This window comes from Blastocatellia bacterium (assembly GCA_016713405.1).
In the GTDB taxonomy this organism is placed as follows: Bacteria; Acidobacteriota; Blastocatellia; order Chloracidobacteriales; family JADJPF01; genus JADJPF01.
The window spans coordinates 329,492-347,321 of the sequence record JADJPF010000006.1; the positions used below are offsets into that span (position 1 = coordinate 329,492).

The following is a 17,830-nucleotide window of genomic DNA, read 5'->3' on the forward strand; positions in this document are numbered from 1 at the left end:
AAATAGCTTAAATAATACGCCCTATAATTTTTACTTAATAAGGATGGCCCAAATCTATGGCTAATTTAGAACGCCTTAAACTTAGAGGTGCTGATTGTATAGCCTTACCCGACAACCGTTGGCACTTAAAAGTTACAATCAGTTTTCATGAGCAAGTTTTTACTGGTGAAGTTATTTCTCATTCTGAAGATAATAATTTTGAATCTATGGCAGTGGCAACAGTAAAAGCTATTAATTATCTACTTCCTAGCAGTGTAAAGTTATCTTTAGCTGATGCTGGGCAAACCTATTCACATAAAACAGAGATGGGAATTTTTATTGTAGTAATTAAGGTTACTGAAAATAATAAAGATAAATATATTTCTGGTAGCAATTTAGTTTCCCTACCCATAATGCACACACCTGTAAAGGCTGTTTTTAGTGCTGTTAATCGCACATTAAGCAAGTATTTACCAGATTAAAATCCAACTTCTTAGACTAAACCTAAGTCTTTTCAAAAACAGGAAATCTCTTTTAAGCAAGTAGCAAAAGCTAAGTTATGCAAGGCAAAAAGAAAAATTTAATAGCAATAACTGGAAGTCATTTTGAATATGTTGTTCCAAACAACAGTGATTTTACTATTTTCTTTGATCTTTTACGCGCTCAAGGTTATCGGACAGAGTTAATAGATGAAGAATTATCATGGGAAAAAATTATTCCATTTAGTGCAATTCTTATAGGTGTTCCTATAAACAGTTTTACAGAAGACGAATCAACTGTATTACAAGGCTGGGTTGAACAGGGCGGAAACTTGCTTTTACTTTCAACAATGGGAGGTGATCAAGTACCTCATGGTTATGATTTACCAAGCCTACCTTTTGGAGAAATTACCAAAAGCATTCAAGTTGATAACAGTTGCCTTGGCATAGTAGAAACAACCAATGGATATAATTTAACTCCAGGTCTTTTTCCTGTAGACGGTCTTCCACAAAACATTTTATTTAATCCTCAAGTAGAAATTGACACTATAAAATTACTTAATCATAAAAGTAGCATATCTTATCAAGTTGGTTGCACATTATCCATAAAAGAAAGCTATAAAGAACTTTTAAGTCAATCTATAGATAAAAATGATGATTCTTTAAAAATTACACATTCTCTAAAAGTACCAGATTATGCTGTAGCAATAGAGGGTACAACCCGTTGGATAAACTTTGACTATAAAGAAATTTTTGGTTGTGATTATCAAACATTTTTAGGTGATAAATATGTCTTTTTGCGTCTTGAGAGAGGCAAGGGAACAATTTCTATTGTTGGTTCGGCAAGAATGTTTTTTGATGAGAGTATTAATAACAAGGATAACTTAGAATTTCTAAATTATTTATTTTCATTATGGCTTACAGATTCAGTAAATAATGAGATAAACAGACGTATGAAACGCCCTCAACGCCATCGTCTTTTGCATGGTTATCCAATGTCTCCGCTTATGAAGCAAACACATTTGGAAAACAGAGCAGATCTTGAACAATTCCAACTAAATTTGCTTTCAGAGCTTAATAGAAAATTTATTGTTGGTGTGTTGCCTCATCCATTTTGTAATCCAAGTGTTAAAGGATGTGGTTTTTGTACTTTTCCACATGAAATTTATACAAACACAAAAGTAGACCATATTGTTAAAGATGTAATTAAAGAAATAGATTTCTTTTTTGACCAAAACCCTTTTCTTAACATTGATGTTGAAGCATTATATTTTGGTGGAGGGACTGCCAATTTAACCCCGCCTAATTTGTTTAGAGATTTATGCCAAACTCTTAACAACCACATAGATCTTAGCCAAGCAGAAGTAACTTTAGAAGGCGTTCCCATATATTTTATTACTCATAAACCTACTATTTTAGAAGTATTAAAAGAAGAAATGCCCGTAAGACAGTTAAGAATAAGTATGGGCGTTCAAACCTTTAACACCGCACAAATAAAGCGTATGGGACGAGGTGCTTTTGGTGATAAAAATAAAATAAATGAAGTTGTAAAGTCTGCCCATAAACTTAACTACATTGTTTCTTGTGACCTTCTTTTCAACCTTCCAGGGCAGTCTTTAGCAGAAATGAAAGCAGATATTGACCACGCCATAGACATAGGCTTTGATCAAATATGTTTGTATCACCTTGTAATGTTTGAAGGTTTAGGAACAGAATGGTCACTAGATGATCAATTACTCTTAGAACTCCCAAATAATACAAAGTCGGCTTCTAATTGGCTTAAGCTACGTGAATACTTGCTTTCAAAAGGCTATTTGCAAAATTCATTAACTAACTTTGAAAAGTCAGACATTAGACATGGAGTTTGTCGCTTTGTTTATGAAGATTATGGTTATAGACCAGAAAAGTATGATCTCTTAGGTTTTGGGCCTTCGGCTATCACATTAATTTCTGATAAAAAATTCCATCACGCGCTTAAACTACTTAATCCAGAAAGCTCAACAGAATATTCAGAGCTTATTAATAGAAATCCATCTGCAAGTAAAAGCTTTGTTTATCAAATAAGGGATATGAAAATACTTTATTTAACAAGAAAAGTAGTTCTTTTAGGGCTTAATAGAAAAGATTACAAAGCTATATTTAATCAAGATCCATTTGATGATTTTCCATTTGAATTTACAAGTCTAGCTGAAAAAGGATTGATTGAAATAGGCACAGAAGAAATAAAACTAACTCCAAAAGGGATGTTTTATGCTGATACAATAGCAGGCACGTTTGCTTGGCGACAAATACACCTGCTACGTTTTAGAGACATTGCAAAAGGTGTAAAACCTACTGCTTTACGTCCAGGATTTCTTAGAACTATTTATGATGATTCAGCTTTTAACTTTATGTAAAAACACAGATAAAATAGCTTATTTTTTAGATTTTCTAGTTCTTAAGCTTTGTAGTCCTTGTTGACGAATTCTTTCTACAGAATCACGATAATACAAAACATTTTCTGCACGATGACAAGCTACACAAGCATTATGAAAACGCTCCATTTCAGCAAAAAATTGTTTTTGATTAGCCGTAGCAATTGCTTTTTGTAGGTTTGGAATTGCTTCATTAATAAAAGGTTGGGAGGATTCAGAGCGTTTTGGGCGACGTTCTAGCCCTAGTTTCATAATTAAATCTATTTTCTCGGCTTGGTATTTAGCATAATCCCAATTTTTCTTTGAGCCTGCAAAATAAAGTTCCCCATATCTATAAGAAATTTCTGCCATTGCATGATCAAATCCACGAAGATGTTTTTCAATTTGTATAAATTTTTCTTCCTCAGTCCCTTTAAGCCATTGCGTTGTTGCACCTTGAGCATGAACAGAAGTAGAAGTTTGTAAAGAGTTTGAAAGAGACAAGACAAAAGCAGTAAAAGCTAAAATTAAAGCTATAATAGTTAATTTATTGATACCATTCATTTTATTATTCTCCTCATTATTTTCACCAGCTAAAGATAATTCCAACTATTGCCCCTCCAAACACAAGCCAGGCTGAATTAACACGAAATTTTATTAGTAAAACAGCACTAAATAGACATAGTAAAATAGTTGTTAAATCAATAATTGTTGTTTTGCCTAGTTGCCAAGTAACAGCGGCCATTAATGCAAGAGATGCAACATTTATCGCGTCAAGAAATGCTCCAGCGGCAGATGATTTACGTAGGTAAGGAATTAAAAAACTACTAATAGCAACAAAGATAAAAGCTGGTAAAAATATCCCTACTGTTGCAACTATTCCACCCCAAAAGCCGCCTAACACATAACCAATAAAGGTTGCTGTGGTAAAAACAGGCCCTGGAGTTATTTGACCAACTGTAATTGCATCAATTAGTTGCGTTTCTGTAAGCCAACCTTTTGCTATAACTAAGTCATTACGTAAAAAAGCTAGCAAAACATACCCACTACCAAATAGCACAGAGCCGACTTTAAGGAAAAAAAGAAACAGCGGGTATAACCCAAAATTTGAAGTTTGTGTTTCTGTTGTTCTTAAAGCCGGCAAAATAAATAAACTTGTAGTTAAATTTAGAAAAGATAGTTTTTTATGATTAAAGTTTTTTGCCCAATGAAAAACTAATGCCAAAAAGCCAGCACCAAATAAAATCAGTAATTCATTAATAGAAACAAAAGCACAGGTTAGCGAGATCAAACCAAAAAAAGCTAAAAGTTTATTTTTTATAGCAGTTCGTCCAAGTCCCCAAAGAGCTTGTAAAACTACAGCAATAATTACAGGTTTTACACCATAAAGTAAGCCTGTAGCCTCAATTAATTTACCAAAGCGAACATATAACCATATCTATAGACAGAACAATAATTGCGGCTGGTAAAATAAAACAAACTCCTGCAACCAAAAGCCCTAGCCAGCCTGCCCTAAGATGGCCTAGATGAATAGCCATTTCTGTTGAATTTGGGCCAGGTATAAGGTTAGTCGCTCCAATTAAATCCAAGAATTTTTCTTCTGTTAGCCATTTGCGACGCTCCACAACTTCTTCTTTCATCATCGCAATATGGGCAGCAGGCCCACCAAAACCCAATGTTCCAAGTTTAAGAAACACAAATGCTACTTCTTTAAGTTTTGATATAGGTATTTTCTGCAAAAACATCCTAGCATTTAGTTTAACCAAGCAGGTTTTTCTTTATAGAAAAAGATTAAGTCTTGACCTTCGGGATACATATTTGCTTGATTTTTTGTGTAATTATTTACACCGCCATCATCTTGACCATCTGTACCAAGCAGCCAAATAACAGGCTTTTCATCTTCTAATCGATACTTTATAGCCTTTCTTGTAATTGGGTCTATAGGTGTTCTTAAATCTGCTTTCTCTCTCAGTTGCTCAAAAGCTTGTTCAAGGCTAGAAGGAAATCGGCCATTAATTTTTTTTATAAGCCTCACAAATAGCCAATGCTCTTAGAGCAGCACCCAAGCTTGCCCCATATAAAGCATTCGCATTGTTGAACGGGAATGAGACTGAACAATATCTCTTAAAAAACTATCAATAATAGATTCTGATAGTTTATCAGAAAGTTTTTCTGCTGCTTTTGTTGATGCAAAATCCCATTGTTTTAGAGGAACACTTAATAAAAAGATATTCATTTGAATTTTTTCCATTAAGTGTTTATATAAACGTTGCTTTAAGCCATATGGCAAATAATTAGCTTTTAAGTATTTTTTTAAGTATTCGTCTCTTTTTTCTTCTACTTCTCCAACTAATGTATTATCTAAACTAATTTGAGCAATTCGCCACTCTCTTAACATTACTTCGTAAGGTCTACCTACTTTACTATCAGCATCTTGCATTTCTTTAGCAATAATAATTAATGTATCTGATTTAAGGTTATCTTGGGCTATCAAATCAAATAAAACCTTAGCCATAATGTCACGGCAAACTTCTGAAACTAAAGGGAAAAGTAGCCCACTATTAGGGTCAGTATTAAGATAACTTGCCATTTTATAAGCAGCTAAAGCTATCTCCGCAGCTTGTTCTAATTTTCCTTCTTCAATTAATGCTCTTGTCTGTAAATTAGCTAAATTAAATAATTCTCTTGCAGAAACAAAATTAATTGTCCCATCAGAAAAAATTGGAACACGATTATAAAATTGAAATTTTGATTTTTTAGCCCCTTCTAACAAATGTGTTATAGTTTTTTTATTTAGATCTAACCATTGGTGACTTTCCTCATTTAGTGGCTCAAGTCCTTTTATAAGTTTGTCATGTGGAAGATTATTAAACCTTGGAAAGTTTTTTTTGCTTTCTTCTAGGGCTTTTACGGCTAGATCATAATCTGTAAATGCGTTTTCTGATGGCTCAACTTTTATTACTCCAAAGTTATCTGCACGAGGCAATTGACCAAAAGGAGGTATAAAACAAACATACATTGCTGCTAAAACTAAAACCAATGTTAAAAGCTTTAAGCTACGTGTAGCTACTTTTTTAACTTTGTCAAAATCCATAAAATTTTTACAACCTTAATTTCAGTTTTTATTGATATGTTAAATTTGAATATTACTAAAATATTGTTGGAAGAATTTTTCTTCTATAACCTCTTCTCTAACTATTAAAGCCTGCTCTAAAGCTTTTTCTCTAGCTTCTTCTCTAAGTATAGAAGTTTCTTTTAGTAAAATCATATACAGATACATCCAGGTAGCAATAGCTTCTAATGTACGTTTGCCAACTGTATCTTCATTAGATACAAATTCTATAATCTTATAATCTTCTTGAAGTTCAAAATAGTCTAATTCTGGATAAATTGCTTCTATTTGTTGTTTTGATCGGGTAAGTAGTAAAAAAGCATTTTCTCTACCTAGTTGATCTTTAACTGCGTAGAAAAATCGGCGAATAATAATAATAAGTTTATCTGGTTCTAATCTTAAAACTTCTACAACGGTTTCTTCTTTTGAGCTACTCCAAACATCATTATTTGTTGTAATTACAGGATCAGGAGAATCAAAAACGCTTCCTTCAGTTGGTAATATTTGAGGATCATCTATTTCTGGTTCCTGCATTAAGGATTCTGGCATATCAGCAGCTAAAATTTCTGCTGTAATTCTACCAAAATCACTATCTTCTTCATCTAGCAAATCTTGGTCAACAAATGGGGTAGTGTCTATTTTTATTGGAACTGAATCAACAACAGAGAAACTTTCTTCCTCTTGGCTTACTTCTGAAACAACTTTATTTTCTAATGGCGAAGGTTCTATTGTTAGAGCAATTAAATCTTCTGCCACTAAAGAACATTGAGCTAGAACTTCGTCTCTAAAGGGATGTTTTTCTATTTCTAAGGGAAACTCGCTATTAAGTTGGGTCAATTTACGGCGAGCAACAAAATTAGTTGGGTCAAGGTTAATTACACTTTTTAGAATAGCAACGGTAATTTGTTTTTGTCCTTGCTTCTCATAAACAGCAGAAAGTATTAGTCTAGGTTCTACAGCATTAACATCTACTTCGCTAGAATCAAGTAAAAGCTTTTCTGCTTCAGCCTGGTTTTTGTCCATTTGAACCAGCAACCGAGCTAAAGCTAACATATATAAGTAATTTTTTGGTGATAGATCCAAAGCACGACGAAGCAACCTTTCAGCAGCACCCATATCACCGATTTTTAAGGCTGAACGGGCACCTAGAAAAAACTTAGTAGCTTCATCAACAGGAATATTTTGTTGTTCTGGATTTTCCGCTGTTTTACTCATAATGTTAAGTTTGTTTCTAACTGCTTAACATTATTACATTAACAGCCAAATTTTTGTAACTCTTTATTGCAAGGAAGTCTAATAAGGACACTTTATCTAATAAGTTTTCTCTAGTTAAAATATTTTTTAATTTCTTAAACTTAGTTTGGGATTTTTGTTTATCTGAAAGTTAAGTAGGAAAGCCATTTGAATGAAAAACCCTTTTTGCTTGAAGAAAATGTCTTTCTTCATGATTAACAATGACCCTGTAAGCATCCATTAAGCTATAAGTAATTAGATTAGTGATAGGAGATGAGATTATTATCTTATCTAAATCTAAACTTTCAGTAGCCTTTATACATTTAACCATTTGGTTTTGCTGCTCAACAAATCTATGGATAATATCCCCTTCAATGTTGCTGTTTGATGGATAAAAGACCTTTGGAGCTTTCAATTTAGATTTTGATTCAGGAGCAACTGATTTAATTAGCATTTTTCCAAAAAACATGGGGAGTAATGGCATGCTTTCCCAAAAAGTGTTTTTTTTCTCTCCATTCAAAACTTTTTTCAAAATAGGGAAATAAGCTTCATTAGCTGTTCTTAAATGATCAAAACATTGTGAAATACTCCATTGGTTTATGTCTGGCTTCCAATTAAGTTGTTGTGGTGCTAGTTTTCCAAAGATCGTTAGAGTTTCATCTGTTACTTTATTTGCTCTTAAAATTAAATCCGACAAATTTTTCTCTTTACTACTCATTGCCTTTTATTTCCTTTTCTAAAGATGCTAAACAAGTGTTGCAACAAACTTTTGATTGGCTACTTAAGCTACTAAACTTGGCCTTAAAATAAAAGCAAATGCCCCTTCCAAACTAGGCTAGGGGCATTTGTTTTATTGAATTTTTTTAACTACTTTTTAATTACTTTATTTTTGAGAAAGTAGCAAGTAGCGTGCTGCTGCTTGTGCAATTGGTTGAGAAGCTGTTAAATTAAGCTCTTTAACCAAATTAGCTAAAACAATTTTGCTAGTTCCGCCTTTTGCTAAAGCTTCTTGTCCGCTGCTAATCAGGCTTTGATCAAAACTTAGATTTGCTTTCTTCGCGCTTTCTAGTGCTAAAACTACCCATGCTGTTGCATTTAAGTCAGCTTTGCCGCCTTCTTGAGCAACCCATAAACCATCTTTATCACGTAGTTTTAAGAGATTAGTCAGTAGTTTTTCTGCTGCTTTACTGACATTTGCGCTTGGTGAATCTGCAATAATTTCACTCATTGCCCAAAGTGTGATTGCTATGGTTTGAGTATCAGCCACATCACCATTTTTATTTCTTAAAACTCCATTAGCATCAATACTAGCTGTTAGAAGTTCTATTGAGCGACGTAGTTGAGGTTGATAAATACCTTTCCTTGCAGTGTTTCCATTAATTACAAATGCTAGTGTTGACATAGCAGTAGTGCGTAAAACGTTTTGATCAGCATCTGCCCAAGCACCACTTACAGCTTGATTTCTGCCAAGGTAGCGTTCTACTTCATCTAAAGCTACAGTAGCATCTGCTAAAGCTTCTTCCTTAGCACTATTTTTAGATTCTGCACGACTTAAATCAATTTCTCTTTCAGTAGCTTTTCCAAGTTTATCAACACTAGCAGCATTATCTTTTTTAGCACCAGCTTTTAGATCTGCTGGCATTTCAGCAGGTCTAGCATTTGGTTCAGCTATACTTCTTTGATCTGCACTTACACCAGCCATATTTGCTGCTGATGCAGGTTTGGATGATGTCATAGTATTTTTTCTTAGTGGTGTTGGTTGTGATGGTGGAGCAGGCTGCACTTTTCTCTTTTCAGCCATTCTAGGAACAGCATTTCCTGGTCTTGCTCCTCCAGATGCACCAAAAGCATTAAAGTTTTGCACTGTAGCCTCTCGACGAGCTTTTTCAAGTTCGCTTTCATCATCCTGATCTTGCGCTATTTGCCAATCGGCTGGAACTGGAACTGGAACTAGAATTGTTTGAGGTTTGCCACCTTCTTTTGGAACAATATTTTTTTCCTCTAAAGCAATAAAGGAAGTAAATTGTGTTACAAGCTTATGTTTTAAGCCTAGTTGGGTAATTTCTTGCTTAATATTTTGGTTATTTGGTGTCTCAATTAAATCATTACTTAAACGGTCAACTTTGCCTCTAGCCCAAAGTGCAGAAATTGCTTGTAAACGTATATTGCTGCTAGATGTATCAATTAAAACTGGCAAAGTGCTAAGTCCAACAGCACTTAAAGCTTTAATAAATACTTGTTCTCTATTTCCTGTAGCTTTGATTTTCCCTGTTATAAACACTGGTTGATTAACATAAAGGTCTGGTACTGGGTTTGGGTAAAAATCGCTTACTTCCATTTGTCCCCAATCAATAGCAATATTAGTTAACATTGGCGCAGAGATACGAGATTGAAACTTATTAATAACTGTCTCAAAGTTTTGTTGTGTAGGAAGTAAAAATTCTGCTGTACCAGCACCGATTTCAGCTAGTTTTCTTAAGAAATATTCATTGACCGCACTATCAATACCAAAAGTAAAAATTTTTGTTTGACCAAGGTTTTGTTTAACTGCTTGTAAAAGCTGGGCTTCGTTGCCAATTTGACCATCAGTAATAAAAACAATTACGCGAGCTTTTGCTGGTTGTCCTGGCATAGCTTTATTGTTTTGTAGGGCGTGCATTAGCGGATTAAGCATTTCCGTTCCACCTTCAGCACGAAAATTATTAACAAATTGGTCTGCTTGATTGATGTTACTTTGAGTAACAGATAGTGACTTAGGCCAAAGCGGTTGAAACCCGCTAGAAAACCGAATGATATTAAAATCATCTTGAGGATTTAGCCCGCGTAAACAGCTACGCATTGCATTTTTAGCTTGTTCTATTTTGATTCCTTGCATTGAGCCTGAAGTATCAACGATAAAGATCATTTCCTTAGCTACTAGATCTTTAGTTTGAAAGTCTGAAGGCGGTGCAGCCATCATTAAAAAATAGCCTTCGCCTTTTTGATCAGTTGCTAGCATTACGGCTGCTTCTGGTTGTTCGCCTGCAATTCTATACTCTAAAACAAAATCCCGATTAGGTATTTCATCTTGCCGATTTAGCTGCACTCGATAATGAGAAGGTGCAATTTTATCCGACTTAATTTCATGTGCCATTGATTGTAATTTTTTAATAGGAAAGCCTGCTTGAAGTTCTACAGAAAGTGAAATATTTCCAGGTCTGATATTTGCAGGTAGGTTTGGAGGAGTAATTTTATCTGCATCTGGCACAACAGTTTTGTCTTTATCAGGTACAGGAATAAAACGCCCACCATGTACTTTTTTTATTTTTCCGTCTTTTATTTCCATACCCGCAGGAATATAGCGAGGAGCAACAACCATAGGAAAAGCTAGTCTAAAAGTCCCGTCATCATAAGCAATTCGCTCTGTATAATGAATTTTGACTACAATTTGGCTATTGGGTTCAATGTTGGCTACAGCAGAAGTAAAAATATTAGGACGTTGCTGCTCAAGAAGTGCTGCTTTGATACCTGCCGATTTAGCTATTTCATAGCTTTGGCGAGCCTCTTCACGCTCTTTTATTTGGCCTTGAATTTTGCGTTTGCCTATAACTATATCTAAATCATCTACAGCAGCATTAGCAGGAAGAGGAAAAACATAAACAGCTTCAATATTTTCTGAAAATGAATTAACAAAGGTTTGCTCTACTTCAACAGAAGCAACAAACCCAAAAACAGATATTTTTACATCCGTATTTTTAAGCGGTATAGGTAGCGGTTTAGGCCCGGTTCTTACTAAAACGCCTTCTCCCGGTATCCCACAATCAACAATACCTTGAGCTAGTGTATTAGCAAAAGCAACTAATAAAAATAGTAGCCCTAAAAAACAATGCCAAAGTGCAGCTTTCATAATACTTTCCCCTACTTTTAAGAAATTAGTGATTAATCGACAAGTTTTTGTTTTGTAGTTTTAGCTTGTAGACTAAACAACCCGCGAAAAGTTCCAAAAGATAGGGGAAAATTAGAAGAAAATTTTTAATTTAGCGAAATAATTTTGCAACTGGATAAGAAAATCCAGAAAACATATCAGGTAAAGTTAAAGTGTCAGCAGTGTTAAAAATGTTGATATTGGTTAAAGACCGATAGACTTTGACATTGCGTCTACGAGGATTTATAACAATAACAATAGAAGTGCCATATTTTAGCCAAAGAGCAATTTTGTCTTCAACTTCATCATAAGTATCATTAGGAGAAACAACTTCAACAGCTAAATCAGGAGCGAAAGACCAATAGCCTTTAGGAATACCTGTTTCAGGAATACGAGCTTTACTAACAAAAGCTAAATCAGGGGCGCGAGTTGTATCTGGGTTTTTAGCAAGTGTAAAACCTGTTTCAGCAGCACAAATTACCCCTAAATCATGTAAATCTACAAAATAGCCTAACGCAATAGTAAAAGTAGCAGCCAATACTCCATGTTCTCCGCCTGCTGGGGCCATACGGCGTAATTCTCCTTCAATTAATTCATATCTATAACCATCTTTTGGCATTTGTAATAATTCATCTTCTGTAACAAGAGTTTTTATTGCTGTAGTCATAACTCTTAGTTCCTATCTGTCTTAAAATAAGTAGTCCCTCATTAGATCTTTTAGCTTTAGGATTGATTATAAGTTAAGGCCAAAGAAATGGCGATTTAATAACTCAACCCTAACCTGGCAAGTTAACTAAATTTTTCTTAAAATTCTGGGCAACATATTTATTCTTAGCCCGATAATTTCACTGAATAGCCATTCATTTCTTTAAGCTACAAAAATATTTCAAATTAGGCAGGAAAGCACCTATGCGTATCTCTAATGACTCCATCAATCAAGCAATCCAAAATAATCAACAAACTGATAGCATCCAAAAATCCCAAACATCTGATCATTCTCATAGTGATGAACCATTGCGCGATGTAGTGATGCAAAACACAGCAATGAGGCAAGAGTTAACTCAAGATTTGCCTACGCATTTAACTCGTCTTTCTGGTCAATTTGAAAAATCTAAAACTGACTTTCAAGCTCAAGCTACACGTCAAGCGGCTAACGTCGGGCTGCCAGCCACCTCAAGCACAGCAGCAAAACCTATAAAACCAAGTGATATAACTAGCAGTCGTAGCTTTGACCGCCTTTCCCCTTCTCAAAAAGGTTTAGTTAGAGATGTACTTGCACAAAATGCAGGTAATTCTCAAGTTGCAGGCCAACTTAAAGAAATGATCGATAGTCCGATGTTTTTTAAGAAGCTAACTAGCAATGATCGTAGCTATGCGCTAAATGGCTTGGCAAAAAGCCCAGGAGCTTTAGCCGCAGATTTACTTGATTTTACCCAAACAGCTAGTTATAAGGGCTTTAGCAAAATGCAAAAACAACAAGGTCAAGTCATTATTGGCCTACTGTCCGCTGATGCAGCACTTAATCCAAGCCATAACCCAACAAGCCGCAATACTGTTTTAGCACTTACTACAGGAAATGTTGAACTTGGGCTACCTACCAAGAAAGAGCTACTTGATGAAGGTTTCACCCCTGAAGATTTACAAAGCCTCTATGGGTTTGCTTATGAAAATACAATGTATTTTAATGTATATTTACCTGGTCTGCTTGATAGCCGTCCTGATATGGTTCGCACAGCAGCACACGAAATTAATCACGTCCTTAATGACCGCGACAATGACACAGAATTTGACACCCCAGAACGCGCACTAGATGAATATAGGTCTTGGTATATGGAGAATTTTGCTGTAGGAATTAACCCACCAACCGTAGAATATATGCAAGGTGTCTGGGAAAACTTCTTTAGCCCAAATGCTGGTTACGATAATATTCGAGAAGTTTATCTACAAGATCCTGATTTTCGTCAAATTGTTGACCAAATTAAAGTAGATTTAGATCGCGGTGTAGTGACTGACCCAGAAACATTTCGTAAGTCATTAGCAGAATTAATAGGCAAGGATCCTTTTATTAAAAATCCTCGCTATTTAACTACACCAGGAAACCTTGATAACACTTTAACACCGCGGGCCAGACCAGCAGAATAAAACTTTAGGAGTTTAGTTGATGGGCATAACAGCTATAGAAAAAGAAATCGAGCAATATATCTTAAATAATTTAAAAGAACGTTTTAATTTACCAGCAGAAAAAATCTCGATTTCTGAACCTCATCCACTCAACTTCCCCGCAGATGCTCGAGTTTTTCGCGCTGAAAAACGTGGTAGCTATGGAAATATTTATTACAATTATATTCTAGTAAATGGGAAATTTTATTGCTCAGTAGATGAAAATAATTTTTCCCAATTGCTAGCAGCAGAAAAATTTACATCCCGCCCTCATTGGAATGCACATCAATTTGCTACTCTCTTTTTACATTTAGTAGTAAGAGAACTTCGCTTAGTAGAATCGTCTAGTGATATTGCCAAGTCATCAGATGAAGCTTTTAACGCTCGTGTAGCAAAAATTACTTCTCCATCTTTAGAAATCATTGATAACGGAATTGAAGCCCGTTTTTGGTCATATCAAGCACGCTATAAAAGACTAGATTATTGGCAAATTCATATTGATTCTGATTATCAGATGACTTATGAAAGACTCCTGAACCAAAATAAAGTCTATTTTTTTTCAATACTTGCTCTAACTTGAAGTTCTTCTAATTTTCTCCTAGCCGTTTGATGATTAGGATTATTTTTCAATACAAATTGATAGCGTCTTAGAGCATCTTCACGTCGGTTTTGGCTTGCATAAAGAGTTCCAAGGTCTGTTTGTACGTCCCATAAAGCAGGCTTTAACTTTACAGCCTTTTCAAAAGCCTTTATTGTTTCTGTTACATTTTCTTGAAGTAAATATCCTAACCCTAAATTTACATAAACTTCTGCAAGTTGTGGGTTAAGTGCTATAGATTTATTAGCATATTCTATTGCTTCGACCCCATTTTTTTGTTTTACCCTTAATTGTGCCAAACTATTATAAGTATGAGCATTGTTAGCTGAATACAATAAAGCTCTTTTATAAAGGTCTTCGGCCTCTACATACTTTCCTTGATCATAAAATATAAGACCTAAATTATTGCAAACACGTGAGTAAAGATCTTCATTATTATCTCGATAAGCTCCACTTGGAATAATTTCCAAAGTCTTTTGATAATATTTGGCGGCTTCTTCCTTCTTATTTATTTTATGATACTCATTTGCTAAGTTATACATCATAACTGGGTTGTTTGGATTACGTTCTACAGACTGCTTAAATAACTCTATGCTACTGCTCCAATAACTAGTTTGATAAGTCGTAATTATCATTAAAACTAATGTTATTACTACTGCAAAACCTGTTAAAAACTTTTCTTTTATTTGCCAGTTTTCACTTAATCCAACACCCGCCCAAACGACTACAACAAATAACCCTAGATAAGGAACATAGGTATAACGCTCTGCTATTGGCAACCTAGTCATTGGAAACATTGTTCCTAAAAACCAAAACCAACCTACTAAAAAATAAGGGTATTTCTTTGCCCACCAAACTGCTAGTAGTGTAACTAATAACAAGACTAAAAATGCCAAACCTACTAAAATAAAGTTAGGCTGCATATATACTTGATAATACATTGTTAAGCCATTAGGCAGGAACATTTTCTTAATATAAAAAATGTAGTTGGTTATTGCATTAAGGTCAAAAACAATTGAAGCATTCAATTTCATTCCTGTAGTAACTTCTATAGGCTCTTCAACTCTAACTATAGTTCCTGAACCACTTCTAGCAGCCTTTCTTGCTACATTGGCTAAAACGCCAATAATGATAAAAAGTAACCATTTTTCCAAAAACAAATCTTTTAGCTTTAATAAAAACGGCTTTATTCCTTCTGCTAAAGATTTATCAAATCTTTTTAACGGCCAATAATCTAGCAGTAAAAGCGCAAAAGGAAACGTTATAAGCAAAGCTTTTACCATCAAACCTAACAATAAACCCAGACTAACTACTCCATAATGTAACCAATTTGACTGCGTTAAGTATCGTAAATATGCCCATACAGCAAAAATGCCAAAAAAAGTGCTAATTAACTCTTTACGTCCAGAAATCCAAGCAACCGGCTCAATATGTAGCGGATGAATAGCAAAAAGAATTGCCACCATTAAACTAGCACCATAACGCGAAGTCAAATGTAATAATAGTAGAAAAATTAAACTACTATTAGCAATATGTATTAAGATATTTGTCAGGTGATATTTACCAGCATTAAGGCCATAAATTTGGTTATCTAGTAAGTATGACATCCATGTTAGAGGATGCCAATGTCCCATATAATAGGTGCTAAATGCCCATTTTACCGCAGACCAATTTATACCAAATAACACATTAGAGTTTTCATAAATATAATAATTATCATCAAACCCAATAAATGGATAATTTACTAGTTGTAGATAAACTACTAAATTTAATATCACTAATAGTAAAACACCTTGAGCTTGCTTTTTGTAGCTTTCCTTTACATCAGGCAAATTTATTAAACTAACAAGTGTTTTTTCTGTATTTACTTTTGTTGTTTGGTTATCAATAGAAAATTGTTTTTTCTTGCGAGCCATTTAATTTAACTATTAGACTTTCTTTAGATTTTACAAATTGAGTCTAAAATAATAAAAAGCTGGTGGCTAGCTTTCAATGCTTAGTAATAGGTAATACTTTGTTTACAGAGTGCTTAGAAACTTCAAAGTAGATTTTCTAATAGGTTTTATCTTATTATTAGTAAATATTAAACATATAATATCTTAGTAAAATTTATGAGTATAAAATTAGAATCTGAAATAAATAAATTTGACAGCAATGTTGCAATAGAGGCGGCTGACACTCCACCATCATCTTGGTACTTAGACCCACAATTTTTTGAGTTAGATAAAAAAGTTTTAATTAGTTATTGGCAATTTGTTGCTAGCCTTGATCAATTTAGCGAAACAGGTTCTTATCTATCAGGTTCATTTTGTGGCGAACCCTACTTTATTGTTAAAACTGAAACAGGCGACTTAAAAGCGTTTTTTAATGTCTGCCGACATCATGCCGCAGAACTTTTGCACGGTGAAGGATGCACTAAAGATATAGTTTGCCCCTACCATGCTTGGAATTATTCTTTAGATGGGCAATTAAAAAAAGCTCCTCAAATGGCTGGAGTAAAAAACTTTAGCCGTGAAAAACTTTCTTTAAGCGAAATTCCATTAAAAATTTGGAATAAGTTTGTTTTATTAGATTTTTCTGGAAATGCCAAACCGCTAGATGACGACTTAAACCGTTTTGACCAAAGGCTAGTTGAAGCACAAACAAATGAACTAAAATTTATAGGCAGGCGAGTTTATGAAATAAAATGTAACTGGAAAGTCTATATAGACAATTACTTAGATGGTGGTTATCACGTTGACCATCTCCATAAAGGTTTAGCAGGTCAACTAAAAATGGATGATTACAAAGTTGAAAACTACAAAACTTGGACATTACAATCCTGTGCAGCATCACCAAATCCAACCCAAAATAGCAATATAGACTTCAAAGAGCGTATAGGAAAAGAAGCCCTTTATGCATGGATTTATCCAAATTTTATGATAAATCGCTATGGTAATATTATGGACACCAATTGGATTGTCCCCTTAGCACCGGATCATTGTTTAACTATTTTTGATTATTATTTTTTACCAGATACATCAGAAGATTTTATAACAGCATCAATTAAAGCTAGCGAACAAGTACAAATTGAAGATGTGAGCATTTGCGAATCTGTCCAACGTGGCCTTAGTTCCAAAAGCTACACTACAGGCCGCTATGCACCAACACTTGAAGGTGGAGCATATTTACTTCACCAATTACTTAAAAAAGATTATCTAGTGCATTATAATATAGATAAGTAGATAGAGTTTTTTCTCTTCAGTCTTTAAGGGGATATATAATGAACATAATGAATAATAAAGACTCTCAAAATTATCTAGTAGAAATACTATTAAATGCTTATTCAGGAGAATTAGCAGCAGCCTTAGCCTACAAAGGACATTGGAAATCTCTTAAAAATTCTGTTGAGATAGCAAAAATCCAACAAATAGAAAACGAAGAATGGAAGCATCGCCATAATGTTGGATTAATGCTTATTTATTTTGGTGAAAAGCCAAATAAATTCAAAGAAGTAAAATGTTGGTTTATTGGAACGGTTATTGGAATAGGTTGCCATTTAATAGGATGGTTTTTACCTATGTATTTTGCAGGCAAATTAGAAAGTAACAACACTATGGAATATGAAAATGCTGCAAAATATGCACATGATCTTAATTTAATAGATTTTGAAAATGAATTAATTTTAATGTCAGCCGTTGAGAAAGAACATGAGTTATTTTTTTTACATACAGTCTCTAACCATAAATATTTACCTATTATGAAAAAAATATTTCATTGGGGAAGTCCTAATGCTTTACTAACTACTGAATTTGAATCTAAAAAGTCCAATTTAATCAAGAAATAGTCTGTTCTTCATATTTAGCAAAACTTACGTATTTATAACAGCAAATTTTCTTATCCAACCCTAGCTTGTTTATTCTCAGTTATTCCTACCTAGAGAAGGCAAGATAATTACACCAACCGCAGTGATTATTTAGGTCTTAACCCGCA

14 protein-coding genes and 1 pseudogene are annotated in these 17,830 nt (G+C 34.2%); 6 read left to right on the plus strand and 9 right to left on the minus strand.

Features of this window, described 5'->3' with window-relative positions; translation table 11 throughout:
• The first annotated feature begins 56 nt into the window (after positions 1-56).
• Entirely contained in the window at positions 57-461 is a 405-nt protein-coding gene (locus IPK14_10350; protein MBK7993795.1) for a hypothetical protein, read from the plus strand.
• Positions 462-538: 77 nt separating this feature from the next.
• Positions 539-2,854 (plus strand): hypothetical protein, encoded by a 2,316-nt coding sequence (locus IPK14_10355; GenBank protein MBK7993796.1) that lies wholly within the window; start codon positions 539-541, stop codon positions 2,852-2,854.
• An 18-nt stretch (positions 2,855-2,872) separates the two neighbouring features.
• Here IPK14_10355 and IPK14_10360 read toward each other — a convergent pair whose 3' ends face one another.
• The 8 genes and pseudogenes from IPK14_10360 to IPK14_10395 all read right to left on the minus strand — a co-directional run bounded on the left by IPK14_10360 (position 2,873) and on the right by IPK14_10395 (position 11,767).
• Entirely contained in the window at positions 2,873-3,460 is a 588-nt protein-coding gene (locus tag IPK14_10360) for a hypothetical protein (protein ID MBK7993797.1), read from the minus strand.
• Positions 3,438-4,596 (minus strand): annotated as a pseudogene (gene chrA / locus IPK14_10365) (chromate efflux transporter). The gene IPK14_10360 and the pseudogene chrA overlap by 23 nt, the downstream one beginning before the upstream one ends.
• Positions 4,597-4,604: 8 nt before the next feature.
• Positions 4,605-4,886, minus strand: coding sequence for a hypothetical protein (locus IPK14_10370; GenBank protein ID MBK7993798.1), 282 nt, complete (start codon positions 4,884-4,886; stop codon positions 4,605-4,607).
• 15 nt (positions 4,887-4,901) lie between these two features.
• Positions 4,902-5,945 (minus strand): hypothetical protein, encoded by a 1,044-nt coding sequence (locus IPK14_10375; protein ID MBK7993799.1) that lies wholly within the window; start codon positions 5,943-5,945, stop codon positions 4,902-4,904.
• A 39-nt stretch (positions 5,946-5,984) separates the two neighbouring features.
• The gene (locus tag IPK14_10380; GenBank protein MBK7993800.1) at positions 5,985-7,178 is read right to left on the minus strand and encodes a hypothetical protein; all 1,194 of its coding nucleotides are present in this window, start codon (positions 7,176-7,178) and stop codon (positions 5,985-5,987) included.
• A 169-nt stretch (positions 7,179-7,347) separates the two neighbouring features.
• Complete coding sequence (locus tag IPK14_10385; protein ID MBK7993801.1) at positions 7,348-7,914, minus strand: DinB family protein; 567 nt, start codon at positions 7,912-7,914, stop codon at positions 7,348-7,350.
• Between the two features lie 165 nt (positions 7,915-8,079).
• A complete protein-coding gene (locus tag IPK14_10390; protein ID MBK7993802.1) occupies positions 8,080-11,082 on the minus strand; it encodes a marine proteobacterial sortase target protein in 3,003 nt (1,000 codons plus the stop codon).
• A gap of 130 nt (positions 11,083-11,212) precedes the next feature.
• A complete protein-coding gene (locus IPK14_10395) occupies positions 11,213-11,767 on the minus strand; it encodes a Uma2 family endonuclease (GenBank protein MBK7993803.1) in 555 nt (184 codons plus the stop codon).
• A gap of 242 nt (positions 11,768-12,009) precedes the next feature.
• On the opposite strand from IPK14_10395, the gene IPK14_10400 reads away from it, so the two are divergent.
• The gene (locus IPK14_10400) at positions 12,010-13,242 is read left to right on the plus strand and encodes a hypothetical protein (GenBank protein MBK7993804.1); all 1,233 of its coding nucleotides are present in this window, start codon (positions 12,010-12,012) and stop codon (positions 13,240-13,242) included.
• A 19-nt stretch (positions 13,243-13,261) separates the two neighbouring features.
• Positions 13,262-13,840 (plus strand): hypothetical protein, encoded by a 579-nt coding sequence (locus IPK14_10405; GenBank protein ID MBK7993805.1) that lies wholly within the window; start codon positions 13,262-13,264, stop codon positions 13,838-13,840.
• On the opposite strand, the gene IPK14_10410 is transcribed toward IPK14_10405, so the two are convergent.
• Positions 13,810-15,774 carry a tetratricopeptide repeat protein gene (locus IPK14_10410; GenBank protein ID MBK7993806.1) on the minus strand — a complete coding sequence of 655 codons (1,965 nt, stop codon included), beginning with the start codon at positions 15,772-15,774 and terminating at the stop codon, positions 13,810-13,812. The two genes, IPK14_10405 and IPK14_10410, sit on opposite strands and share 31 nt — an antisense overlap.
• Positions 15,775-15,969: 195 nt before the next feature.
• Here IPK14_10410 and IPK14_10415 point away from each other — a divergent pair, with 195 nt between their 5' ends.
• Positions 15,970-17,082: an aromatic ring-hydroxylating dioxygenase subunit alpha gene (locus tag IPK14_10415; protein ID MBK7993807.1), complete on the plus strand. Its 1,113-nt coding sequence runs from the start codon at positions 15,970-15,972 to the stop codon at positions 17,080-17,082.
• 38 nt (positions 17,083-17,120) lie between these two features.
• A complete protein-coding gene (locus tag IPK14_10420; GenBank protein ID MBK7993808.1) occupies positions 17,121-17,684 on the plus strand; it encodes a ferritin-like domain-containing protein in 564 nt (187 codons plus the stop codon).
• Positions 17,685-17,830: the final 146 nt, after the last annotated feature.